We start from the raw sequence: 22856 nt of genomic DNA, 5'->3' as shown, positions 1-22856 counted from the left end.
TCAGACCGGGTGCGTCGGCTCCGGCCTGACTGCGGCCGGCGCCGGCTCCGGCGTGGAGGGCACATCGGGCAGGGGGATGAACTCGACGTCGTCCTCGCCGGGCAGGGCCATGCGTCCGGCCTTCCAGTCGGCCTTGGCCTGATCGATCCGCTCCTGTTTCGAATGGACGAAATTCCACCAGATGATGCGCGGCCCGACCGGCTCGCCGCCCAGCACCATGACCGTCGAGGGCTTCAGCGCCTTGATGGTCGGCTCGGCCGTGGGCTCCAGCACGATCATCTGGCCTTCGTGGAAGACGCGGTCGCCGACCTCGATCTCGCCCTTCGCCACATACAGCGCCCGCTCGGAATAGCCGCCCGCGCCCCTGCCCGGCGGCGGCGCCGTGCGCACCCCCTCGGCCAGTTCCCAGTGGACGTAGAACAGCGGCGACGACACCGGCACGGCGGCCTTCGCGCCATAGGCCTCGCCCGCCACCAGCCGCGCGAACAGGCCGCCGTTCTCATAGGCGGGCTGGTCCGCTTCGCCATGGTGATGGAACCGCGGGTCGGTCTCCTCCGCCTCTTCCGGCAGGGCGATCCAGGCCTGCATGCCGTGCATCGGTCCGCCCTGGCTCTTCTTCAGCGGATCGGTGCGCTCGGAATGGACGATGCCCTTGCCGGCGGTCATCCAGTTGACCTCCCCCGGGCGGATGGCCTGGGTCGCGCCGGTGTTGTCCCGGTGCATGATCTCGCCCTCGAACAGATAGGTCAGGGTCGACAGGCCGATATGCGGATGCGGTCGCACATTGATCGCCTCGGCCCCCGGCGCGAACTCGGCCGGCCCCATCTGGTCCAGGAAGATGAAGGGCCCCACCATGCGCCGGGCGTGGAACGGCAGGACGCGCCCCACCTCGAACCCGCCCAGGTCCTTGCGGCGGGCGTCGATCACCATCTCGATCATGGTCGGGTCTCCGGAGTGAGGGACAGGCGGCTGATGACGGCCGGCGACGGCGCGGCTGATGTCGGGCGGCCGTCGGGGCCGAAATCGGTCCACTGGCTGCGCGAGACGAACACGAGGGCGTCGCCCTCGACGAAGCCGGTGGTCGGCTCTTCCAGCGGCGGGCCTTCGATCAGGGGGTCCCGCGCCGTCACGGCGGACCAGTCGGCGTTCAGCGTCAGGCGCAGGACGCGATGGGTGCGGGTGCCGTTCTGGATGGCGATGATGTGGTCGCCGTGCCGGGCCAGTCCGTCGATCCCGCGCAGCTCGGCGCCTTCGGGGCCCGGCAAGGCGGGCGGCGGCGCGGAGACGAAGTCGCGGGCCGCATAGCCCTCGGACAGGTCGATGCGATGCAGGCCGCTGCGATAGTTGGCGAACACCAGCCAGCGGCCGTCCGCCGACACCGCCATCCCTTGCGGAGACCCCTGGCCGGACAGGACTGCGAGCGGCTCGGGATTCGCCGCGCCGGGCCGCAACGCCAGAATCCGCCGCCCCTTCGAGTCGGCGACGAAGACCGTCCCGTCGGGCCCGACGGCGACGTCGCCATAGGCGTGTTCGAGCCCGTCCGCGGCATAGGCGGCCCGCACGGCGCCGGTGGCCGCGTCGATCTGGATCAGTTCGGCCGGCCCGTCGGCCCGTTCGTCGACCGGCGACGGCGATGACGCGACCCACAGGACGCCCCGGGCCGGATCGGCCGCGAGACCGAACATCGCCTGTCGGCCCTCGGGGCCGAACGGGGTCAGGGCCCCGTCAGCGCCGACGCGCACCAGCCGGGCCTTGTGGATGGAGGACAGGATCAGACCGTCCGCGCCTCGCGCCACGCTCTCGATCAGCAACGGCTCGGACGGGGTCGTGACAACGATCTCCGGCGTTTGCGCGCAGGCAGACCCGGCGCCGAACGCCAGAACCAGTCCTGCCGCAGCGGCCGCCCATCCCCCCATGCCGTTCCTCCTTGCGGGCTCGACTATCCGACGTGCGGGGTCACAATGCCAAGGGGCAGGGCGGTCACATTCTTCACCCCGCGCGTGACGATATGGCTCTCGCAGTCCGAGACGATGCCCAGGCTCAGCAGCTTGTTGCGCAGGAACTGGTCGAAGGCGTGCATGTCGGAGGTGATGATGCGCAGCACATAGTCCTCCCGGCCGGTGATGGTGGCGCACTGGACCACCTCGGGCCAGCCGGCCACGGCGGCCTCGAACACGTCGAGGTTTTCGGTCGAGGGCAGGCTCAGCTTGACGATGGCGTAGACCTCGAAATCCAGGCCCAGCTTGGTCGCGTCCAGCAGGGTCACCCGCTTGCGGATGAAGCCCGTATCCTCCAGTCTCTTGATGCGACGCCAGCACGGCGAAGCGGACAGGCCGACGCGGTCCGCCACCTCGGCCACCGACAATCCGGCGTCCTGCTGCAGGATGTCCAGAATTCGGGCGTCGACGGGATCCAGATCGTCAGCCAAGGCGTTTCTCCTGATCTTGTTATGGCGCAATAAAATACCGCTAAACCGGCTAAGGCAAGGTCAAAATCGAGCGAGCCTTGCCAAACGCCTCGTGCTAATTGCGCTGCAGGAAACGCGGTCGGATCAACCGGACGGCAGGACGGAATGAAGAAGCCCAATAGCCAAGCCTTGTCTTTGCGCGTGCCGGAGCCCTCGGGGCGGCCGGGCGACCCCGCCGACTTCAGCCATCTGAAGCTGGACCCGGCCGGCGCCGTGGATCGCCCTGGGGTTTCGACCGCCCCGTTCGAGATGCGCGACCACGCCTTCCGGCTGATCCGCGTGCTGGACGACGCCGGCCATGCTGTCGGGCCGTGGAATCCGAAGCTGGACGCCGACACCCTGCGGCGCGGTCTGAAGGCGATGATCCTGACCCGCGCCTTCGACGACCGGATGCATCGCGCCCACCGCCAGGGCAAGACCAGCTTCTATATGAAATGCACCGGGGAGGAGGCCATCGCCGTGGCCCAGGGCATGATCCTGTCCCGCGAGGACATGGGCTTCCCCACCTACCGCCAGCAGGGCCTGCTGATCGCGCGCGGCTATCCGCTCGCGACCATGATGAACCAGATCTATTCCAACGCCTCGGACCCGATCAAAGGCCGCCAGCTGCCGATCATGTATTCGGCCAGGGACTACGGCTTCTTCACCATCAGCGGCAATCTCGGCACCCAGGTGCCGCAGGCCGTCGGCTGGGCCATGGCCAGCGCCTACAAGGGCGACGACAAGATCGCCATCACCTGGATCGGCGACGGCGCCACCGCCGAGGGCGACTTCCACAACGCCCTGACCTTCGCGGCCGTCTACCGCGCCCCGGTGATCCTCAACATCGTCAACAACCAGTGGGCCATCAGCTCCTTCCAGGGCATCGCCGGCGGGCTGGAGACCACCTTCGCCTCCAAGGCCATCGGCTACGGCCTGCCGGCCCTGCGCGTCGACGGCAACGACTTCCTCGCCGTCTGGGCCGCGACCCAATGGGCCGAGGAACGGGCCCGCACCAACCAGGGCGCGACGGTGATCGAGCTGTTCACCTACCGCGGCGCCCCGCACTCGACCTCGGACGACCCCAGCCGCTACCGCCCGGCCGACGAGCACGACAAATGGCCGCTCGGCGACCCGGTCGCCCGGCTGAAGCAGCACCTGATCGCCCTCGGCGAATGGTCCGACGAGCAGCAGACGGCCGCCGAGGCCGAGGCCGTGGAACAGGTCCGCGCCGCCGGCAAGGAGTCCGAGGCCATCGGCACGCTCGGCCAGTCGCGCCCCTCGGTGAAGACCATGTTCGAGGAGGTCTACGCCACAGAGGACTGGCGCCTCGTCGAACAGCGCCGCGAGGTGGGGGTATGAGCGCGTTTTCTCTCATCCGTGCATCCCGGCGAAAGCCGGGACCCAGTGCTTTCGTGAGGCACGGCGTGTCGGATGGGCGTGTGTGCGACCTCCGCCAGACTGATCACCCAAAGAACTGGGTCCCGGCTTTCACCGGGATGAGCGGTGAATTTTGATGACCGAGCAAACCACCTTCACTGAATCCGACCGCACCGACGGCGTCGAGCCCGACATGGTCGACCAGAACCACGCCCCGAAGTCGGAGGCGCCGTCCAACGGCGTCGCCCCGATGAACATGATCCAGGCGCTGAACTCGGCCCTGCACGTCAAGATGGCCGAGGATCCGAACGTCCTCAGCTTCGGCGAGGACGCGGGCTATTTCGGCGGCGTCTTCCGCGTCACCGACCAGCTGCAGCAGAAGCACGGCCTGACCCGCAGCTTCGACGCCCCGATCAGCGAATGCGGCATCGTCGCCGCCGCCATCGGCATGGGCGCCTATGGTCTGCGTCCGGTCGTCGAGATCCAGTTCGCCGACTACATCTATCCGGCCTACGACCAGATCGTCTCCGAGGCCGCCAAGCTGCGCTACCGCTCGGCCGGCCAGTTCACCTCGCCCATCGTGGTGCGCAGCCCCTACGGCGGCGGCATCTTCGGCGGCCAGACGCACTCGCAGAGCCCCGAGAGCCTGTTCACCCACATCGCCGGCCTCAAGGTCGTCATCCCCTCCAACCCCTATGACGCCAAGGGCCTGCTGACCGCAGCCATCGAGGACGACGATCCGGTCATCTTCTTCGAGCCCAAACGCCTCTACAACGGCCCCTTCGACGGCTGGCACCAGAAGCCGGTCTCGCCCTGGAAAGCCCAGGAACTGGCCCAGGTCCCGACCGGCAAATACGTCGAACCGATCGGCAAGGCGCGGATCATGCGCGAGGGCGCCGACGTCACCATCCTCTGCTACGGCACCATGGTCTGGGTCAGCCTCGCGGGCGCCGAGCACGCCGGCGTCGATGCCGAGGTCATCGACCTGCGCACGCTCGTGCCGCTGGACATCGAGACCATCGAGGCCAGCGTGAAGAAGACCGGCCGCTGCGTCATCGTCCACGAGGCGCCGAAAACCTCGGGCTTCGGCGGCGAGCTCTCGGCCCTGGTCCAGGAGCGCTGCTTCTACCACCTCGAGGCGCCGATCGCCCGCGTGACCGGCTGGGACACCCCCTATCCGCACGCCTTCGAGTGGGAATATTTCCCGGGACCCGAACGGGTCGCCACGGCCCTCAAGGCCGTCATGGCCGGAGGGCGCTGAGATGGGCCGCTACGTCTTCAAACTGCCCGACGTGGGCGAGGGCACGGCCGAGGCCGAACTGGTCGGCTGGCACGTCAAGGTCGGCGACTTGGTGGCCGAGGACCAGATCATCGCCGACATCATGACCGACAAGGCCACGGTCGAACTGACCTCGCCGGTGGCCGGTCGCGTCACCGCCGCTCACGGCGAACCTGGTCAGCAACTGGCGGTGGGTTCGCCGCTGGTCGAGTTCGAGGTCGAGGGCGCGGGGAACGCGTCTGAGGCGCCACCCCCCTCGAACCCTGCTCCGCAGGCTTCGGTCCCCCTGACAGGGGGACAGACGACGACGGCCGCGGGCCCCGTCTCCTCCCCACGCAGTGGGGAGGGGGACCGCGAAGCGGTGGAGGGGTCGCCGCCCGCACAGACCGCCGGCAACTACGTCTTCAAACTCCCCGACGTGGGCGAGGGCACGGCCGAGGCCGAGCTGGTCGGCTGGCACGTCAAGGTCGGCGACACGGTCGCCGAGGACCAGATCATCGCCGACGTGATGACCGACAAGGCCACCGTCGAACTGACCTCTCCCGTCGCCGGAACCGTCGTCGCCCTGCACGGCGACGCGGGTCGGCAGATCGCCGTCGGCGGCCCGCTGGTCAGCTTCCAGGTCGAGGGCAAGGGCAACGTCGCTGCCTCTGCGGCGCCCGCAAAACCGGCGGAGAATTCGGATACGCCTCCGGCTGTGAAACCAGAGATTCCGAAGACGGCTTCGAAGACTTCGACGACGGCCCCGACAAAACCCCTCGCCGAAGCCTTCACCACCCGCGCCGCCGGTCAGCGTCCGCTGGCCTCGCCCGCGGTCCGCAACCGCGCCCGCGACCTCGGGATCGAGCTCCAGTTCGTCCCCGGCTCCGGCCCCGCCGGCCGCATCGAACACGGCGACCTCGACGCATACGTCGCTTCCGGCGGCCGCGGATCATCCGCGTCCGGATCATCGACCGCCTCCGCCTACGAGCGCCACGAGGGAACCACCGAAACCCGCATCATCGGCGTCCGCCGCAAGATCGCGGAGAAGATGGCCGAGAGCGTCCGCCGCATCCCCCACATCACCTATGTGGAGGAGATCGACGTCACCGCCCTCGAGGAACTCCGCGCCCATCTCAATGCGCGGAAGACCAAGGACCAGCCCAAACTCAACGTCCTGCCCTTCATCGCCCGCGCCATGGTCGTGGCCCTGCGCGACCAGCCGACCATCAACTCGCACTACGATGACGAGGCCGGCGTCCTGACCACCCACGCCGCCGTCCACATCGGCATCGCCGCCCAGACTCCGAACGGCCTGATGGTGCCGGTGGTCCGCCACGCCGAGGCGCGCGACCCCTGGGACACGGCGCTGGAGATCGCCCGCGTCTCGGGCGCGGCCAAGGACGGCTCGGCCAAACGCGACGAACTGACCGGCTCCACCATCACCATCACCTCGCTGGGCACGCTGGGCGGGGTCATCCACACCCCGATCATCAACCACCCCGAGGTCGCCATCGTCGGCCCCAACAAGATCGCCGAACGCGTGGTGGTCAAGGACGGCCAGATGGTCGTGCGCAAGATGATGAACCTGTCCTCCAGCTTCGATCACCGCATCGTCGACGGCCATGACGCGGCCGTGTTCGTCCAGCGCATCAAGGGCCTGCTGGAACACCCCGCGACGCTGTGGATGGGGTAGGAGTGATGAGGTCGGTCGCGGTCGTTCTCTCTACATTGGCCGTTTTGGCGTTGTCAGTGTCATCCGCACTGGCCTGTAGTCCGGCTCCGGGCACAGATCAGGTGGCGGAGCGGACACGAGATCTGCGAGCGGTGACGAGCGTCTATGAGGCGCAGATCGAAAACGTCGCCGTATATGGCCCCTATGCCGACAAGGTCGATTTCACAGTTAGACCCACTGCTGCGATCTGGGGTCCGGTGTCCCCCACCACCTACCGCCTGTCCTTTGAGGCGGGAGCTTGCACCAATTGGTTCTTCCTCATGGATGACCAGTCCGGTGAACCGCCCCGTGACGGGTTGAGGCTCATTGTGATGGTGAATCCCAAAGGCCTTGCCGACAATAGATGGCTCTTCCTCGTGAGAGCCGGCGGCAGCGACGCCGATATCTTCATGCGCGACTGGCGCGCGGTAAGAGCCGGCCAGCCTCTAACGAGACATCCATGACCCAGACCCTCACCACCAAAGTCCTCATCATCGGCGCCGGCACCGGCGGCTATGTCGCCGGCATCCGCTGCGGCCAGCTGGGGCTGGATGCCGTGCTGGTCGACGGCGGCGACGGCCTGGGCGGCACCTGCCTGAACGTCGGCTGCATCCCCTCCAAGGCCATCATTCACGCGGCTTCGAAATTCGAGACGGTGTCGAAAGCCGCCGCCGGCGGCACCCTCGGCATTACCGCCGCCCAGCCCGCCATCGACCTGTCGCAGACGGTGGCGTGGAAGGACGGCGTCGTCAAAAAACTGAACGCCGGCGTCGCCGCCCTGCTGAAGAAGTCCAAGGTCAAGGTCATCAAGGGCTGGGCGAACTTCACCGACGCCAAGACCTGCACCGTGACGACCGCCGACGGCGACATCGTCGTCAGCGCCGAACACGTCATCCTCGCCACCGGCTCCGAGCCGGTCGAGCTGCCTTTCCTGCCGTTCGGCGGTGACGTCATCTCCTCGACCGAGGCCCTGTCGCTGGACAAGGTCCCCGGCAAGCTTGTCGTGGTCGGCGGCGGCTATATCGGCCTCGAACTCGGCATCGCCTTCCGCAAGCTGGGGGCCGAGGTCGCCATCGTCGAAATGGCCGACCGCCTGCTGCCGCTCTACGACAAGGCCCTGACCGATCCGGTCGCCAAATGGCTGGAGAAGCACGGCGTCGAACTGCATCTCGGCGCCAAGGCGGGGTCGTTCGAAAAGGGCCAGCTCAACATCACCACGAGGGACGGTCAGGCTCTGAAGCTGAAGGCCGACAAGGTCCTCGTCACCGTCGGCCGCCGCCCGCGCACCCAGGGCTGGGGCCTGGAGAACATGGGCGTCGCCATGGCCGGGCCGTTCGTGAAGACCGACGACCGCTGCGCCACCTCGATGAAGAACGTCTGGGCCGTCGGCGACCTGACCGGCGAACCCATGCTGGCCCACAAGGGCTCGGCCCAGGGCGAGATCGTCGCCGAGATCATCGCCGGCCGCGACCGCCGGTTTGATCCTGTCGCCATCGCCGCCGTCTGCTTCACCGAGCCCGAGATCGTCTCCGCCGGCCTCGGTCCGCTGGATGTCGAGGGCCGCGACGACGTCATCACCGCCGTCTTCCCGCTGATGGCCATCGGCCGCGCCCTGGCGCTGGAGGCCGGCGACGACGGCGGCTTCGTCCGCGTGCTGGCGTCGAAGACCGATCACCGGCTGCTGGGGCTCCAGGCCGTCGGCCAGCATGTCTCCGAACTGTCCAACAGCTTCGCCCAGATGCTGGAGATGGGGGCGGTGCTGGAGGATGTGGCCGGGACCATCCACGTCCACCCGACGATGGGCGAAGCCTTCCACGAAGCCTCGCTGCGGGCCCTGGGGCACGCGATCCACATATAACCGGGTTCGATTTCCCCGAGAAACGGGGTAGGCTCCCGACACCAGGGGGGCGAACCATGAAGACCTTCACACGCGCCGTCGCACTGATCGCGGCCGCGTCCCTCGCCGGATGCGCCTCCCACCCGCGCGGCTTCGCGCCCGTGATGACGCTCGCCCCGGCGGATCAGGCGGACTTCGAGGCCGCCTTCAACGTCTGCAGCGCCGAGGTGGCGGCGGGACGCCGGGACAGTTTCCGCTCGGGCCGCGGCGGCTCGGCGGCGGGCGGCATGGCGATCGGCGGCGCGGCGGCCCTGGCCACCGGAGCCTCGGCGGCGTCCGGCGGCGGCATGCTGGCCGCCAGCGCGGCCGGAGCCGGCCTGGCCATCGGCCTGGTGGTCTTCGCCCCGCTGGCGATCGTCGGCGTGTCCCACATCCAGCGCGCCAACAAGGAACGCGAGATCAAGGCCGCCATGACCGCCTGTCTGGCGGAAGAGGGCTATGTCGTCGACGACTGGCGCATTCCCGACCGTGGCGCGAGCGGTCCGGCCTCCCCGACACGCGCCTCCGCCGTCGCCGAACCGTCACGTTAGCATCGACCCGAGCGTCACAAACCTGTGGTCCAAGCGCTCGACCTCACCCGTTTGTCCGGAGACTGACGATGACCCGCACCCTTCTCGCCGCCGCATCCGCGATCGCCCTTCTCGCCGTCGGCGCCTGCGGCGACAACCAGCCGGCCGGCAACCAGACCGCCCGCGCGGGCATCTGGGCCGCCGGCTCGTCGACCGTCTTCCCCTTCGCCACCCGCGTGGCCGAGAATTTCGCCCGCACCTCGGGCGGCGCCGCGCCGCGCGTCGAATCGCTGGGCACCGGCGGCGGCATCCAGGCCTTCTGCCAGGGCGTCGGCCCCAACACCCCTGACATCGCCAACGCCTCGCGGCCGATGAAGGCCTCCGAGTTCGAGCTGTGCCGCACCAATGGCGTGACCGACATCGTCGAGCTCAAGATCGGCTTCGACGGCATCGTCATCGCCACGGCCCGCACGGGCGCCGGCTTCAACTTCCGCCTCCAGGACCTCTACACCGGCCTGGCCAAGGAGGTTCCCGGCGCGAACGGCGCCTTCGTCGCCAACCCGGCGACGACGTGGAACCAGGTCAATCCCGCCCTGCCGAACCAGCGCATCCAGGTCTATGGCCCGCCGCCCACCTCGGGCACCCGCGACGCCTTCCTCGAACTGGGCATGGCCCCCGGCGCCGCCCTGATCCCGGCCCTGAAGGCGATCAAGGACGCCGACAAGGATCGCTTCGAGACCCTGGCCCACACCCTGCGCGAGGACAACGCCTGGGTGGACTCGGGCGAGAACGACAACGCCATCGTCCAGACCCTGAGCCGCACCCCCGGTTCGCTGGGCGTGTTCGGCTTCTCCTTCCTGGAGCAGAACCTCGACACCGTGAAACCCGAGACCATCGACGGCGTCGCCCCCACCGCCGCCACCATCGCCGACGGCACCTATCCGCTGGCCCGCAGCCTCTACATCTATGTGAAGAAGCAGCACGTCGGCGTGACGCCGGGGCTGGAGCAGTTCGTCGCGGAATTCATGTCCGAGGCCTCGGCCGGCCGCGGCGGCTATCTGCAGGACCGCGGCCTGGTGCCGCTGCCGGCTGACCAGCTGGCGGCCCAGCGCGCCGTGGCCGCGGCCATGACCCCGATGACCGCCCCGGCGAAGTAAGGCGCGGGTCTTCTCCCTCCCCCTCCGGGGGAGGGGCGTCGGCGCGAAGCGACGACGGGGTGGGGGCGCTTCGGAAAAGGCGGACGCCGGATGTTCGTGTGGGCGAGCCGTCCCCACCCGGTCGCTGCGCGACCACCCTCCCCCGAAGGGGAGGGAGACGTGGGTTCCCTACGCCGCCACCTTCCGCCTCAACCGCGCGATCCGGCGCAGACGGCGCCAGAAGCGGCCGCGTTCCGGCTCGGGATAGGGCTGCAGGTTCTCGACGAATTCCTCCGCCGAGGCGCGCCAGCTGAATTTCTCGGCATAGGCCCGCACGGCGGCGCGGTCGCATTCCAGCGCCTTCAGACAGGCCGTGCGCAGGTCCGCGTCGATGGCTCCGGCGTTCGAGCCCGGGATGATGTCGATGGGGCCGTGCGCCGGATAGGCCGCCACCGGCGTGCCCGTGGCCATGGCCTCCAGGATCACCAGGCCGAAGGTGTCGGTCCAGCTGGGGAAGACGAAGACGTCGGCGTCGCGGAAACACCGCGCCAGCTCTTCGCCGAAGCGGGCGCCGAGGAATTTCGCCTCCGGATATTTCTCTTCCAGCTCGGCCCGAGCCGGCCCGTCGCCGACGACGATCTTCGTGCCCGGCAGGTCGGTCTCGAGGAAGGCCTCGATGTTCTTCTCGACCGCCACCCGGCCGACGTTGAGCCAGAACGGCCGCGGCCAGTCCTTGCCGCCCAGCTCGTCATAGATGCGCGGGAGGTCGGGGTTGAACTGCTCGGTGTCGACGCCCCGCGTCCACGGCGAGACGTTCTTGAATCCGTGCGCCACCAGCTCGTCGCGCAGCGTCGGCGTGGCCACCATCAGCCGGCCGGACGGCTTGTGGAACCACTTCATATAGGCGTAGCCGACCTGGACCGGGATCGGGAACCGGGCCGAGACGTATTCCGGGAATTTGGTGTGATAGCTGGTCGTGAACGGCAGCTTCCATTCCACGCAGATGCGCCGCGTGGCGATGCCGATCGGGCCTTCGGTGGCGATGTGGACCGCCTCGGGCTCGAAGGCGCGCAGCCGTTCGCGGATCTCTTCCTCGGCCCCCAGCGCCAGCCGGATCTCCGGATAGGTGGGGCAGGGGATGGTCTTGAACTGGCTGGGCTCAATGACGTCGACCTCATGCCCCATGCCCCGGCATTCCGCCACGGTGCGGGTCAGGGTGCGGACGACGCCGTTGACCTGGGGCTCCCAGGCGTCGGTGGCCAGAACGATGCGCATGTGGGCCGGGTGGCTCCGCCGTTGATCGGGGAAACGGTCTAGCGGTTCCGACGGGCGTTGGCGAGACTGACCACCTTCAAGCAGTCGACACTTCCTGCCTGACCCAGGGGATGGTCACCGCAGCGTCTTCCGCGGCCTCGATGGCCCAGCCGTCAAGCACCAGCCGACGCCGAGCCTCCTCGAAGTTCCTGTCGCGCGACAGGAGGCTGAGCACCTCCCCGTCGTTTCCCTCCAGCAGAAGCTCCCACGTCGGTTTGCCCACGCTGAATGTCCAGATCAGGCGGGCCTCGGGAGCCGAACGGAACCTGATCTGGAGCCGCGCCGGCTTTCCGAACCGCTTCAAGGCTTTCAGAGCATCCATACGCCAATGGATCATCGAGTGCCGTGACGCACAAGCGCAGCCCCCTCCCGTTCCGGCGCAAAAGCGTCTAGGACGCGCGCCATGAACGCACACGTCTCGCCGCCGGTCGCCCTCTCCCAGGACTGGGATACGCTGGATCAGGGCAAGTTCGCCGATGAGACCGCCGCAGTGCGGGCGCTGCTGGCCAACATGCCGCTGGACGTCGCCGAGCGCGCCGCCGTCCTGGCCGGCGCCGTCGGCCTGGTCGAACACGCTCGCCGCAGCGTCAAGAAGCAGGGGGTGGTCGAAAGCTTCCTGCAGGAATTCTCGCTCGGCACTCGCGAGGGCCTGGCCCTGATGTGCCTCGCCGAGGCCCTGCTGCGCACCCCCGACGAGGACACCCGCGACCGTCTGATCGCCGAGAAGATCGGCTCGGCCGACTGGTCGTCCCACCTCGGCCAGTCCGACAGCCTGTTCGTCAACGCCTCGACCTGGGGCCTGATGCTGACCGGCAAGCTGGTCGATGTCGACGAAGAGGCCCGCACCGACCTGCCCGGCTTCCTCAAGCGCATCGTCGGCCGTCTGGGCGAACCGGTCATCCGCGAGGCCGTCGCCGCCGCCGTGCGCATCATGGGCGAACAGTTCGTGGTCGGCCGCACCATCGGGGGCGCCCTGAAGCGCGCCAACAGGGAAGGCTGGCTCTGCTCCTTCGACATGCTGGGCGAGGGCGCCCGCACCGCCGCCGACGCCGAGCGCTACGAGAAGATCTACGCCGACGCCATCGAGGCCGTCGGCAGGACGGCGAAAGGGCAGGGGCCCGAGGCCGGCCACGGCGTCTCGGTCAAGCTGTCGGCCCTGTCGCCGCGCTATGAGGCCACGCACGAGGCCCGCGTCTGGGACGAGCTCTATCCCCGCATCCTCCGCCTCGCCCGCATCGCGGCGAAACACGACATCAACTTCACCATGGACGCGGAAGAAGCCGACCGGTTGGCCCTGTCGCTCAAGCTGCTCGACCGGCTGGCGCGCGAGCCCGACCTCGGCGGCTGGACCGGTCTCGGCCTCGCCGTTCAGGCCTATCAGAAACGCTGTCCCGAGGTTATCCGCCGCGTCGCCGAACTGGCGAAGACCTCGGGCCGCCGCCTGATGGTCCGTCTGGTCAAGGGCGCCTACTGGGACACCGAGATCAAACGGGCCCAGCAGTTCGGCCGCACCGACTATCCGGTCTTCACCACCAAGGCCGCGACCGACCTCAACTATCTCGCCTGCGCCCGCCTGATGATCGAGGCCGCGCCGCACATCTACAGTCAGTTCGCCACCCACAACGCCCACTCCCTCGCCGCCGTCCACCAGATGGCCTCCGAGCGGAAGGTGAAGATCGAATTCCAGCGCCTGCACGGCATGGGCGAGGCCCTGTATGACGCCGCCCGCGACGCCTTCGGCCCGGTGACGGTGCGCGCCTATGCCCCCGTCGGCGGGCACGAGGACCTGCTGCCCTATCTGGTGCGCCGACTGCTCGAGAACGGGGCCAACTCGTCGTTCGTCCACGCCCTGCTGGACGAGCGGGTGCCCGCCTCAGCCGTCGCCGCCGACCCCATCTCCGCCGTCGAGGCTCACCCCGACCGCCACGCCAAGATCCCGACCCCGAAGGACATGTACATGGACCGCCAGAACTCGCTGGGCCGCGACTATTCGCAAGCCGCCGACCGCGACCGGCACCTCGCCGCCCTCGAAAAGGTCGACGCCGAAAAACTGACTTCGGGCCCGATCATCGGCGGCAAGCTGAAGGCGGGGACCAACCCCCAGCCCGTGACCAATCCCTTCGACACGACCCAGGTCCTCGGCCACGTCTCGGAAGCGAGCACCGCCGACATCGACGCCGCCGCCGACGCCGCCGCCAGGGCCCAGGTCGCCTGGGACCGCAAGGGCGGCGCGGGCCGCGCCCCCGTCCTGCGCGCCATGGCCGACGCGCTGGAAGCGGACATGGACCGTCTGGTCGCCCTGCTGTCGCGCGAGGCCGGCAAGACCCTCAACGACGCCGTCGCCGAGATCCGCGAGGCCGCCGACTTCTGCCGCTACTACGCCATGCTGGCCGAACGCGACTTCGGCGGCCCGACCGAACTCAAGGGCCCGGTCGGCGAAATCAACCAGCTGGTCCTGCACGGCCGCGGCGTCTTCGCCTGCATCAGCCCGTGGAACTTCCCGCTCGCCATCTTCACCGGCCAGATCGTGGCGGCCCTGGCCGCCGGCAACGCCGTGCTGGCCAAGCCCGCCGAACAGACGCCGCTGATCGCCGCCGAGGCCGTGCGCCTCTACTACAAGGCCGGCCTGGATCCGAACCTGCTGGCCCTCGTCCCCGGACGCGGCGAGACCGTCGGCGCGGCCCTCGTCAGTCATCCGGGCATCGACGGCGTCGCCTTCACCGGCGGCACCGACACGGCGACCCTGATCAACAAGGCGCTGGCCGCCCGCCCGGGCGCCATCATCCCCTTCATCGCCGAGACCGGCGGCCTGAACGGCATGTTCGTCGACACCACGGCGCTGAAGGAACAGGTCATCGACGACGTCATCCTGTCGGCCTTCGGCTCCTCGGGCCAGCGCTGCTCGGCCCTGCGCCTCCTCTACGTCCCGCACGACGCCGCCGACGCCCTGATCGAGGGCCTCAAGGGCGCGCTCGCCGCCCAGGTCGTGGGCGACCCCTCCGACCCCGCCACCGACATCGGTCCGGTGATCGACGCCGACGCCAGGGCGGCGCTCGACGCCCACCTCGAACGCCTCGGCGGAGACGCGAAGATCGTCGCCCGCGCCCAACTGCCTGCCGGCGCCGACAAGGGCTGGCTGTTCGCCCCGACCATCGCCGAGATCCCCACCCCCGACTATCTCGAGCGCGAGGTCTTCGGCCCCATCCTGCACGTCTGCCGCTACGAGCCGTCGAAGCTGAAGGAGACGGCGTCGAAACTGGCGCAGCGCGGCTACGGCCTGACCCTCGGCGTCCACAGCCGCATCGAGGCCTTCGCCGAGGAGGTCACCCGCCTGGTCCCGGCCGGCAACGTCTACATCAACCGTTCGATCATCGGCGCGGTGGTCGGCGTCCAGCCCTTCGGCGGCGAGGGCCTCAGCGGCACCGGCCCGAAGGCCGGCGGTCCGTACAGCCTGATCCGCTACGCCTCCGAGAAGGCCATCAGCAACAACATCTCCGCCCAGGGCGGCGACCCGGCGCTGCTGAACCTCTAGGCAGGAACCGCGATCTGGCCATAGGCGGGATCGAAGCCATCCGGCTTTTCGAGCCGAAGCGTATAGCGCCCCGGGCGCAGCGTCAGGGTCGCGCGCCGCTGACCCTCGGCCAGCAGGAGCTGATCGGCGGGAACGCCCGCGACGCCTTCGTTGGACCACAGCGCCTGCAACAGGGCGGGGCCCTCCGTCCCGGGGACGTCGATGTCGACCAACCGACGGTCGGCGTCAGCCGCCAGCCATCCCGGCCGGCCACGCACCGGGTCGAGGCGGGGATGGAAGACCGACAGGTCCATCTGACCTTCGTACATCGGCATGCCCACGACCGTTCCGTCGGGGCGTCGCACGATCACCGGCTCGGTCGGCGCGAACGCCGCCAGAACGGCGGCGACGTGGGCCTCGTCGTCCTCCGGCCGCAGGTCCGGCGTGTTCGAGGCCTGTTCGATGGTCAGCGGGTCGATGCCGGTCTTGCGCTTGAGCCGCGACGCGAACCACTCCCCGTGATCGGTCGGCGACTCCATGGCGTGGCTGTAGCCGCAATAGACGAAGATTCGGGCGTCCGGATTCCGGGCCAGGACATTGGCGATCAGGTTCTCCGCCTGCGCCTCTTCGCGGTCGGCCATCTGCCGGTCCATGTCGGAACCCTCGGGCGCGCGCTGGTCCGGACGGAATTCGTAGTCGATCAGCCTGTAGCCGAGACGGGCCGACTCTCGCACCGTCTCGGCGAAGACCGGATCCTGGGTGTAGTAGCCGTAGGCGTGCAGGAAGGGCTCGCCGACCTTGTATTCGGCGATCATGGGCGCTGGCTCTGGCTGGCGCGACATGAAGGCCTCGGCCGCGAACCATTCGAAGCCGAGAGGCCGCAACCGGCGCAGCACCTGCGCCGCGAAGGCGCGATGCCGCGAATGATTGTGCGCTTCATTCAGGATCACGATCTGGCGATCGGCTGCGGCCTCGGCGATCGCATCCAACGCCTTGACCATGGTCGCGCCGGCGAGGTCCGGGGAACGGGCGTTTGGTCGGCGGGCCTGGGCCACGACGCCCAGCGCCGTCGCCTCGTCGCCCAATAGGGCCGCGTACTGGCTCAGCTGCCACCGCGCCGCCTCCTCGCCCGCCGCCGTCTTCGCCTGCAGGTCGAGGTATTGGGGCAGATAGCGGCCTTCCAGCCGCAGCCGCTCGACCAGGTTTACCCGCGACTGCGCCCGGATCGGCGCCGCGACCGCCAGCCCCAGCGAGCCGGCCGCCAGCCCGAAACCCCGACGCGTCCACATGTTCGAATCCTCCCCGATCCATCGCAGATCATGCGTTGAATCGGGCCGGACGATGGCGCCGGAGGTTGAGCCCTAATGGAAGATACCCACCGCCGCCTCGACCCAGATCAGGCCGACGACGGCGACGACGAACAGGCCGAAGCCGATCCGGATGACCGGATTGCGCACGCGCCACGCCACCAGTTCGATCACGGCCCCGCCGCCGATCAGCAGCACCCCGGCGAAGATGAAGTCGCTGGCGGTCCAGTTGACCTCGCGGGTGAACTGCATGGCGACCGCCGGGGCCGTCATCACCAGCGCCACCGCCGCCCAGCCCAGCATGCGCAGGGCCTTCCACAGCTGGTCCAGGTCTTCGTTCGTCACATTCATCGCGTCTCTCCCGTCGTCATCGACGACCGGACAATGCGGCGGCCAAACCCCGGGCGGCATGAGCGAATTGTGAGCAGTTGCTGAAAAGCGGCCTCAGGATCGCGCCCGGTCGCCGGCCGCCGCGACCGTCGCCGCCTCGACGGCGCGCAGCCACCGGAAATCCAGATCGCTGTCATGATCCGCATAGTGGCCGACGTGGGCGAGCGCCTGTTCGTTGACGATCGTCACCGTCCGTCCCTCGCAACGGATCAGGCCGTCGGCGATGAGGCCGCTCCACATGCGGCTGGCGTGGACCGGCGTGATCCCGACGGCGTGCGCGACCTGTTCCCGCGTCAGATGCAGGAAGAACGAGGTCGCCACCGAAGCGTCGGCGGATCGAAGCCGGTGCAGGATGTCCACCAGCAGAAAGGCGATACGGCCCCTCGCGGAATCGTGGCCCAGGCTCGCCAGCCGGTCGCCGATGGTGACCCGCTCGGCCTGTGCGAACATGTACATGATCCCCGCCAGCCGCGGCATGGTGAACAGCTCCGCCAGCAGAAGCTTGCTGAAGGGCGCGATCACCGCGTCGGACAGAGCCTCCAGCCATTCCGCGTGATGGCGCAGCGGGACGCTGGGCATCGCCAGCAGATCGCCGGGGAAGTGCAGACGCCTCACCTGCTGCGACCCGTCCGGAAAGCGGCTGCTGCTCATCACCCAGCCCGCCAGGAGCACGAAGGCGCGATCGGCGGGGTCCCCGTCCTGGACGATGGTCTGGCCGCGCTTCACCGCCACCGGAGTCTCCTCCAGCCGTTTGATGAAGGCCAGTTCCGACCGGTCAATTCTGAATCGTCGCGTTACCCGCTCCGCAAAGGCGCCCATGGGTCTTCTCCGGCCCCGCGGATGCCCCCTGGTGAAGCTCCGGCAGAACGGTCTGCGCGTAACAAATGATATTCGAGGCGGGGGATTGCACGGCCTAAATCGCGGAATGTTCGCCCCGGCGAACCCCCCGCAAGAAGGAGCATCCCATGAGCACGCAGGAAGACCAGCCCGGGACGGAGCCCGCCACCGCCGGCGAACCGACGGCGAACAGGCGCGATCTGGTCGCGCGGGGGGCGCTCACCCTGTCGGCGGCGGCGATCGCGGCGACCCTTCCGGCGGGATGCGCCCGCGCCGACGACCCCGCGCCCATGCCGGAAAAGCAGGACGCCGCCCCGTCCGGCCCCTCGCTCTACGAACGCCTCGGCGGCATCTTCGCCATTGCCGGGGTCGTGGACTATTTCAGCGACGAGATCATCAAGGATCCCGTCGCCGGGGCCCGATCGCGCAACCCCGCGCTTCGCCAGTGGCATACGGCCCAGCTCGGCCGGCTGCCGGGCCTGAAATTCATGCGCACCCTCTGGGTCGCCGCCGTCTCGGGCGGTCCGTACGAATACACCCCCACCAAGCCCGGAAGCACCAACCTCGGACTTGAGGAGGCCCACAGGAACCTGAGGATCTCGTCGGAGGAGTTCGACGCCGTCGCCGGGGTGCTGTCCCGGTCCCTCGATCATTTCGACGTGCCTGAACGGGAGAAGTCCGAAGTGCTGGCGGCCTTCGCCGCGCACAAGACCGAGGTCACGCAAGGGTCGCGGGCCGCGCGCTAGGAGCGGCCTCAGCCCCTCGGCCATCCGCCCGCGCGGCTCAGCGCGCTCGGCGCCGGGCGGCCGATCTTCTCGCCGATCCAGCGGGCGGTTTCGATCAGGCCGTCGAGATCGTAGCCGGTCGAATAGCCGGCCCGTTCCAGCATATAGACCAGGTCCTCGGTGGCGATGTTGCCCGTGGCGCCGGGCGCGAACGGGCAGCCGCCGATGCCCCCGACGGAGGCGTCCAGCACGTCCACGCCGGCCTCGACGCCCGCATAGGCATTGGCCAGCCCGGTGTTGCGGGTGTCGTGGAAATGCAGCCGCAGGGTCGCCCCGGGCGCGGCCTTGCGGGCGGCCTCGACCTTCCTGGTGACGCTCCACGGATCGCCGACGCCGATGGTGTCGGCCAGGGCGATCTCGCCGACGCCCAGTTCGGCGATCCGCCCCACCAGATCGGCGACCTGGTCCACCCCGACCTCGCCGTCGAAGGGACAGCCCCAGACGCAGGACAGGGTCGCCGACAGCGACGGCGTCGCGCCCGGGTGACCCTCGGCGTTGGCCCGCCCGGCCACGATATCGGCCAGCATCTGAACCTGTCGGTCGACGGTCAGGCCCTGGTTCTTCAGGCCGAAGCCGTCGGTGACGGACATGGCGACATTGACCTCGTCCACCGCCGTGCCCAGCGCCCGGTCGTAGCCCTTGCCGTTCAGGACCAGACCGATCCGGCTGCGCCCCGCCTCGCGCGGCAGGGCGGCCATGACCTCTTCGGCCCCGGCCATCTGCGGCACATATTCGGGATGGACGAAGCTGACCGCCTCGATGCGCCGCGCCCCCGCCGCTTCCAGCCGCCGGACCAGATCGGCGCGGACGGCCGGCTCGAGGATCGCGGCCTCGTTCTGCAGTCCATCCCGCGGGCCGACCTCGACGATGGTGATCGGCCGGCTCATCGGGCGGATCGGGCGACAGGCGTGATGCCGGGGGGGGCGTAGACCGTCAGGCTGACGTCGTCGCCCTTGGAATAGTTGTGCCCGTTGACCACGCCCACCGCGCGGCCTGTGATCCCCAGGCGCGCGGCGGCGTCGCGGAAGGCGTCGGCGTCGTGTTCCTCGACGATGGCGGGACGGCCCTCGGCCAGGGCGCGGGCGGCCCCTTCGGCGTCGGTCAGTTCGGTGTCCTTGCCGGTCAGGAAGACGAAGCTGGGTTCGTGGAAGCTGGTGATGGCCACGGGACCGGCGCGACCCTGCCGCGGATGCAGGTCGGCCCGCTCCAGCACCTTCTCCAGTTGCGGGGCCACCGACAGGGGACGCAGCTGGCGCAATGTCCCGGCCAGGGCGGCGTGGGCGACGACGCCGAGGGTCAGCGAGACGAGCACCGCCGTCACCGCCGCCCGGTGCAGCATCAGGAAGGCGCCGATCAGGCTGGCCAGGATGGCGAAGACGATGGTCAGGGTCGCCCAGGTCTGGGCGGTCGACCGACCGTATTCGGTCAGCAGCCAGACCGAAAGCACGGCCAGCAGGCCGCCCACGAACAGGGTCAGTCCGACCCCGGCGTAACGCGATATCCGCCCCACCGGCCGCGTCACGGCGGCCGCCGCCAGCAGGGCCAGGCCGGCGAAGGTGGGCAGGGTGTAGTGGGGCAGTTTGGTCGGCGTCAGTTCGAAGATCAGCCAGGCCGGAACCACCCAGCAGACGAGGAAGCGGATCGCCGGCTCGGCCCGCCGGCTCCAGCCGGTCGAGAGCGCGGCCGGCAGCAGCAGGGTCGCGGGGAAGAACAGCAGGGGCGCGATCAACAGGTAGAAGCCGGGCAGGACGCCGTGCCCCTCGTCCCCGCCCGCCACCTTGGGCGCCAGATCGCCCCCGATGGCCTCGCGCCAGAAGCCGCCGTCGGTGGCGATGGTGATGGCGATGGCCCACGGCCCGACGATCAGGGCCACCAGCGGCAGGCCCCAGCCCCAGCCGAGTCGCTTCAGCCATGAGACGTCGCGATCCCAGACCGACAGGGCCAGCATGGCCGGAACCACGACCAGCAGGCCGATCGGACCCTTGATCAGGATGGACAGACCCAGGCCCAGCCAGAAGGCCAGTTTCCACGGTCTTCGCGGCGTCTCCCCGGCCCGCGCCGCCAGATAGATTCGCGCCAGCCCGGCCATGGCCAGGGTCACCGCTCCACACAGCATGGCGTCGGTCTTGGCGATCCCCGCCTCGGTCGACAGCAGGAAGCTGGCCCCGAGGATGGCCCCGGCCAGGAACCCCGCCCTCTGGCCGAACATGGCCGCGCCCGCCCAGGCGCAGGCGGCGGCGGCCAGCATGGCGCCCAGCAACGACGGGATGCGGTAGGGGGCGATGTCGCGGTTCTCGACCTTCGAGGTCACGGCCACGGCGACCGCCTGCATCCAGTAGATGCCGACCGGCTTCTTCCAGCGCGGCTCGTCCTGATAGCGGATGTCGATATAGTCCCCGCTCTCGAGCATCTGCGAGGTGGCCTGGGCGTAACGGCTCTCGTCGCGGTCCAGCGGCGGCAGCAGCATCAGCACCGGCAGACCCGCGAACAGGGCGATCAGGGCCGCAAGCAGGGGCCCGCGCCAGCCGGCGATGTATCGGTCGAAGTCACTGCCCGTCATGTTCGACTTCCTATCACGGCCTTTCCGCCCGTCACATTGTTTGAGCGCTCCCTGTCGGTGAAGGCGGACCTGTCTCCCGCCCGTCCGCGAAACCGGCTAGAGAGCGGGGATGAACGAAGCCATCCCCGACATCTCCGTCGTCGTCCCGGTCCACAACGAGGAGGGCGCCGCCGGTCCCCTCGCGCGCGAGATCGCCGAGGCCTTCGCCGGACGGTCCTACGAGATGGTGTTCGTGGACGACGCCTCGCGGGACAACACCCTGGCCGAGCTGCGGGGGCTGATGGCCGAACTGCCGGCCCTGCGCGTGCTCAGCCATGGGTCGAACGCCGGCCAGAGCCGGGCGGTGCGCACCGGCGTGCTGGCCGCGCGGGCGCCGATCGTGGTGACCCTGGACGGCGACGGCCAGAATCCGCCGGCGGACGCGCCCAAACTGGCCGATCTGCTGGCCTCGTCGCCGTCTTCGGTGGCCCTGGTCGGCGGCCGCCGGGCCAAACGTCAGGATTCCGAGGCCAAGCGCCAGGCCTCGCTGTGGGCCAACCGCATCCGCAGGAAGCTGCTGGGCGACGACGCCGATGACACGGGGTGCGGGCTGAAAGCCTTTCGCCGCGACGTCTTCCTGCGCCTGCCCTATTTCGATCACATCCACCGCTATCTGCCGGCGCTGATGATCCGCGAGGGCTACCAGAACCGCTATCTCGACGTCGATCACCGCCACCGCGAGACGGGACAGTCGAAATACACCAACTGGGGACGGCTGATGGCCTCCCTGTCGGACCTGCTGGGCGTGATGTGGCTGAAGACGCGTTCGCGGCGGCCGGGCGCGATCACCGAGTTCTGAGCAAGCGTAGCTGAACGGATCGAACCGGGGTATGTATCGTTAACAAGCGCGGCCGTTAAGCGCGCCGACCGACGATGGAGCCCGCCATGCTGATCGCCATCCCGCTGCTGTTCGTCCCGGTGGTTCTCTACGCCATCGTCATCCTGTCGGGCGTGGTGGGGACCGGCGGGGTCGCCGCGGCCGAGCAGGCGCTCCGCGACCCGCTGTTCTCGATCCCGATGGTGTCGGGCAGCGGCTGGAACGTCGGCGCCGGCGACATCATCCTGTTCCTGTCGCTGATCCTGCTGTTCTTCGAGCTGCTGAAGTCGACCTCGAGCCAGAAGGTGGCGATCGTCAACCACGCCCTGTCGATGATCCTGTTCGTCTTCTGCCTGGTCGCCTTCCTGCTGTTCAAGGGCTTTGCGACCTCGACCTTCTTCCTGATCCTGACCATGGTCATGCTGGACGTGCTGGCCGGGTTCATCGTCACCATCATCTCGGCCCGCAAGGATCTGGACTTCGGCGGCGGCGGCTGAGGGGCGAGGCGCCCCCTTTCCGTGAATCCCCGCGCCCTCCCCGAACTTTCCCGCGGAAACGCCGAAAGTGGCTTCAGCCCGTCCGGTCTTTGACAGTCAGAAACGCGCCAGGCCCGGGGCGGGCGCTCAGGAAAACGCCACGAAAATCAGCGCGACGACGGCGACGTCGACGGTGCGGGCGATGAAGGTCAGCATGGCGGCGGTCCCGAACGAGGCTTGAAGACCTGTCGTTCAGCAAGGACCGTGCCGCGGGATCAGACGTCGGTGTCTTTCGCCTTGCCCGGCTGCGGCCGCCGCTCGGCGGCCCCGGAATGTTCGGTTCCGAGATAGGCGGAACGGGCCGCGTCCAGCACCGGCGGGCCGCCCTTGAGACCACGCCTCTGGCCGGTCTGGCCCAGCATCTGGGCGGCGAAGGCCGCCGCCGAGGCGTCCGGCGCCGGCGCGGGGGCAGGTCTTGCC

Annotated in this window: 21 protein-coding genes and 1 pseudogene; 11 read left to right on the top strand and 11 right to left on the bottom strand. The window is 69.2% G+C overall.

Annotated elements, in window-relative coordinates:
- From VN378_RS15980 to VN378_RS15970, 3 genes are read right to left on the bottom strand one after another with little or no spacing between them, the layout of a single operon-like run.
- A complete protein-coding gene (locus VN378_RS15980; RefSeq protein WP_325744550.1) occupies nt 1-939 on the bottom strand; it encodes a pirin family protein in 939 nt (312 codons plus the stop codon).
- Nucleotides 936-1916: a hypothetical protein gene (locus VN378_RS15975; protein ID WP_325744549.1), complete on the bottom strand. Its 981-nt coding sequence runs from the start codon at nt 1914-1916 to the stop codon at nt 936-938. The genes VN378_RS15980 and VN378_RS15975 overlap by 4 nt, the downstream gene beginning before the upstream one ends.
- Nucleotides 1917-1939: 23 nt before the next feature.
- Nucleotides 1940-2428, bottom strand: coding sequence for an Lrp/AsnC family transcriptional regulator (locus VN378_RS15970; protein ID WP_325744548.1), 489 nt, complete (start codon nt 2426-2428; stop codon nt 1940-1942).
- Nucleotides 2429-2572: 144 nt separating this feature from the next.
- Here VN378_RS15970 and VN378_RS15965 point away from each other — a divergent pair, with 144 nt between their 5' ends.
- The 7 genes from VN378_RS15965 to VN378_RS15935 all read left to right on the top strand — a co-directional run bounded on the left by VN378_RS15965 (nt 2573) and on the right by VN378_RS15935 (nt 10361).
- The gene (locus VN378_RS15965) at nt 2573-3808 is read left to right on the top strand and encodes a thiamine pyrophosphate-dependent enzyme (RefSeq protein WP_325744547.1); all 1236 of its coding nucleotides are present in this window, start codon (nt 2573-2575) and stop codon (nt 3806-3808) included.
- Between the two features lie 211 nt (nt 3809-4019).
- Complete coding sequence (locus VN378_RS15960) at nt 4020-5087, top strand: alpha-ketoacid dehydrogenase subunit beta (protein WP_349255510.1); 1068 nt, start codon at nt 4020-4022, stop codon at nt 5085-5087.
- Between the two features lies 1 nt (nt 5088).
- Complete coding sequence (locus VN378_RS15955; protein WP_325744545.1) at nt 5089-6780, top strand: 2-oxo acid dehydrogenase subunit E2; 1692 nt, start codon at nt 5089-5091, stop codon at nt 6778-6780.
- Between the two features lie 131 nt (nt 6781-6911).
- Nucleotides 6912-7262, top strand: coding sequence for a hypothetical protein (locus VN378_RS15950; RefSeq protein WP_325744544.1), 351 nt, complete (start codon nt 6912-6914; stop codon nt 7260-7262).
- Nucleotides 7259-8656 (top strand): dihydrolipoyl dehydrogenase, encoded by a 1398-nt coding sequence (gene lpdA, locus VN378_RS15945; protein WP_325744543.1) that lies wholly within the window; start codon nt 7259-7261, stop codon nt 8654-8656. Before VN378_RS15950 ends, lpdA begins: the two co-directional genes overlap by 4 nt.
- A gap of 56 nt (nt 8657-8712) precedes the next feature.
- Entirely contained in the window at nt 8713-9225 is a 513-nt protein-coding gene (locus VN378_RS15940; protein ID WP_325744542.1) for a hypothetical protein, read from the top strand.
- Between the two features lie 68 nt (nt 9226-9293).
- A complete protein-coding gene (locus VN378_RS15935) occupies nt 9294-10361 on the top strand; it encodes a substrate-binding domain-containing protein (protein ID WP_325744541.1) in 1068 nt (355 codons plus the stop codon).
- A gap of 168 nt (nt 10362-10529) precedes the next feature.
- On the opposite strand, the gene VN378_RS15930 is transcribed toward VN378_RS15935, so the two are convergent.
- On the bottom strand, nt 10530-11615 hold the full coding sequence (locus VN378_RS15930; RefSeq protein WP_325744540.1) for a glycosyltransferase family 1 protein: 1086 nt from the start codon (nt 11613-11615) through the stop codon (nt 10530-10532).
- A gap of 76 nt (nt 11616-11691) precedes the next feature.
- A complete protein-coding gene (locus VN378_RS15925) occupies nt 11692-11976 on the bottom strand; it encodes a hypothetical protein (protein WP_325744539.1) in 285 nt (94 codons plus the stop codon).
- A gap of 81 nt (nt 11977-12057) precedes the next feature.
- Here VN378_RS15925 and putA point away from each other — a divergent pair, with 81 nt between their 5' ends.
- A complete protein-coding gene (putA, locus tag VN378_RS15920) occupies nt 12058-15186 on the top strand; it encodes a bifunctional proline dehydrogenase/L-glutamate gamma-semialdehyde dehydrogenase PutA (RefSeq protein WP_325744538.1) in 3129 nt (1042 codons plus the stop codon).
- Here the strand turns inward: putA and VN378_RS15915 are convergent.
- From VN378_RS15915 to VN378_RS15905, 3 genes are all read right to left on the bottom strand, one after another.
- Nucleotides 15183-16454 carry a hypothetical protein gene (locus VN378_RS15915; RefSeq protein ID WP_325744537.1) on the bottom strand — a complete coding sequence of 424 codons (1272 nt, stop codon included), beginning with the start codon at nt 16452-16454 and terminating at the stop codon, nt 15183-15185. The two genes, putA and VN378_RS15915, sit on opposite strands and share 4 nt — an antisense overlap.
- A gap of 72 nt (nt 16455-16526) precedes the next feature.
- Nucleotides 16527-16817: a hypothetical protein gene (locus VN378_RS15910; RefSeq protein WP_325744536.1), complete on the bottom strand. Its 291-nt coding sequence runs from the start codon at nt 16815-16817 to the stop codon at nt 16527-16529.
- 99 nt (nt 16818-16916) lie between these two features.
- A complete protein-coding gene (locus tag VN378_RS15905; protein ID WP_325744535.1) occupies nt 16917-17681 on the bottom strand; it encodes a Crp/Fnr family transcriptional regulator in 765 nt (254 codons plus the stop codon).
- Between the two features lie 146 nt (nt 17682-17827).
- Here VN378_RS15905 and VN378_RS15900 point away from each other — a divergent pair, with 146 nt between their 5' ends.
- A complete protein-coding gene (locus VN378_RS15900; protein WP_325744534.1) occupies nt 17828-18445 on the top strand; it encodes a group 1 truncated hemoglobin in 618 nt (205 codons plus the stop codon).
- Nucleotides 18446-18453: 8 nt separating this feature from the next.
- Here VN378_RS15900 and VN378_RS15895 read toward each other — a convergent pair whose 3' ends face one another.
- The gene (locus tag VN378_RS15895) at nt 18454-19371 is read right to left on the bottom strand and encodes a hydroxymethylglutaryl-CoA lyase (protein ID WP_325744533.1); all 918 of its coding nucleotides are present in this window, start codon (nt 19369-19371) and stop codon (nt 18454-18456) included.
- The gene (locus VN378_RS15890) at nt 19368-21044 is read right to left on the bottom strand and encodes a glycosyltransferase family 39 protein (protein ID WP_325744532.1); all 1677 of its coding nucleotides are present in this window, start codon (nt 21042-21044) and stop codon (nt 19368-19370) included. Before VN378_RS15890 ends, VN378_RS15895 begins: the two co-directional genes overlap by 4 nt.
- 109 nt (nt 21045-21153) lie before the next feature.
- Here VN378_RS15890 and VN378_RS15885 point away from each other — a divergent pair, with 109 nt between their 5' ends.
- Together VN378_RS15885 and VN378_RS15880 are read left to right on the top strand one after the other, a co-directional pair.
- Nucleotides 21154-21882, top strand: a complete 729-nt coding sequence (locus tag VN378_RS15885) for a glycosyltransferase family 2 protein (RefSeq protein WP_325744531.1) — start codon at nt 21154-21156, stop codon at nt 21880-21882.
- Nucleotides 21883-21968: 86 nt separating this feature from the next.
- The gene (locus VN378_RS15880) at nt 21969-22397 is read left to right on the top strand and encodes a hypothetical protein (RefSeq protein ID WP_325744530.1); all 429 of its coding nucleotides are present in this window, start codon (nt 21969-21971) and stop codon (nt 22395-22397) included.
- A gap of 254 nt (nt 22398-22651) precedes the next feature.
- Here the strand turns inward: VN378_RS15880 and VN378_RS15875 are convergent.
- Nucleotides 22652-22856, bottom strand: a pseudogene (locus VN378_RS15875) (hypothetical protein); the annotation flags it as partial.

It is taken from the genome of Brevundimonas sp., from assembly GCF_035561115.1.
Classification (GTDB): Bacteria; Pseudomonadota; Alphaproteobacteria; order Caulobacterales; family Caulobacteraceae; genus Brevundimonas.
Note: the sequence above shows the minus strand (reverse complement) of the source record. Positions and strands in the feature narration are given on the sequence as shown.

Coding starts and splice junctions, on each gene's coding strand:
- VN378_RS15980 (WP_325744550.1), bottom strand. CDS start 939: ATGATCGAGATGGTGATCGACGCCCGCCGCAAGGACCTGGGCGGGTTC.
- VN378_RS15975 (WP_325744549.1), bottom strand. CDS start 1,916: ATGGGGGGATGGGCGGCCGCTGCGGCAGGACTGGTTCTGGCGTTCGGC.
- VN378_RS15965 (WP_325744547.1), top strand. CDS start 2,573: ATGAAGAAGCCCAATAGCCAAGCCTTGTCTTTGCGCGTGCCGGAGCCC.
- VN378_RS15960 (WP_349255510.1), top strand. CDS start 4,020: ATGGTCGACCAGAACCACGCCCCGAAGTCGGAGGCGCCGTCCAACGGC.
- VN378_RS15955 (WP_325744545.1), top strand. CDS start 5,089: ATGGGCCGCTACGTCTTCAAACTGCCCGACGTGGGCGAGGGCACGGCC.
- lpdA (WP_325744543.1), top strand. CDS start 7,259: ATGACCCAGACCCTCACCACCAAAGTCCTCATCATCGGCGCCGGCACC.
- VN378_RS15940 (WP_325744542.1), top strand. CDS start 8,713: ATGAAGACCTTCACACGCGCCGTCGCACTGATCGCGGCCGCGTCCCTC.
- VN378_RS15935 (WP_325744541.1), top strand. CDS start 9,294: ATGACCCGCACCCTTCTCGCCGCCGCATCCGCGATCGCCCTTCTCGCC.
- VN378_RS15930 (WP_325744540.1), bottom strand. CDS start 11,615: ATGCGCATCGTTCTGGCCACCGACGCCTGGGAGCCCCAGGTCAACGGC.
- VN378_RS15925 (WP_325744539.1), bottom strand. CDS start 11,976: ATGGATGCTCTGAAAGCCTTGAAGCGGTTCGGAAAGCCGGCGCGGCTC.
- putA (WP_325744538.1), top strand. CDS start 12,058: ATGAACGCACACGTCTCGCCGCCGGTCGCCCTCTCCCAGGACTGGGAT.
- VN378_RS15915 (WP_325744537.1), bottom strand. CDS start 16,454: ATGTGGACGCGTCGGGGTTTCGGGCTGGCGGCCGGCTCGCTGGGGCTG.
- VN378_RS15905 (WP_325744535.1), bottom strand. CDS start 17,681: ATGGGCGCCTTTGCGGAGCGGGTAACGCGACGATTCAGAATTGACCGG.
- VN378_RS15900 (WP_325744534.1), top strand. CDS start 17,828: ATGAGCACGCAGGAAGACCAGCCCGGGACGGAGCCCGCCACCGCCGGC.
- VN378_RS15895 (WP_325744533.1), bottom strand. CDS start 19,371: ATGAGCCGGCCGATCACCATCGTCGAGGTCGGCCCGCGGGATGGACTG.
- VN378_RS15890 (WP_325744532.1), bottom strand. CDS start 21,044: ATGACGGGCAGTGACTTCGACCGATACATCGCCGGCTGGCGCGGGCCC.
- VN378_RS15885 (WP_325744531.1), top strand. CDS start 21,154: ATGAACGAAGCCATCCCCGACATCTCCGTCGTCGTCCCGGTCCACAAC.
- VN378_RS15880 (WP_325744530.1), top strand. CDS start 21,969: ATGCTGATCGCCATCCCGCTGCTGTTCGTCCCGGTGGTTCTCTACGCC.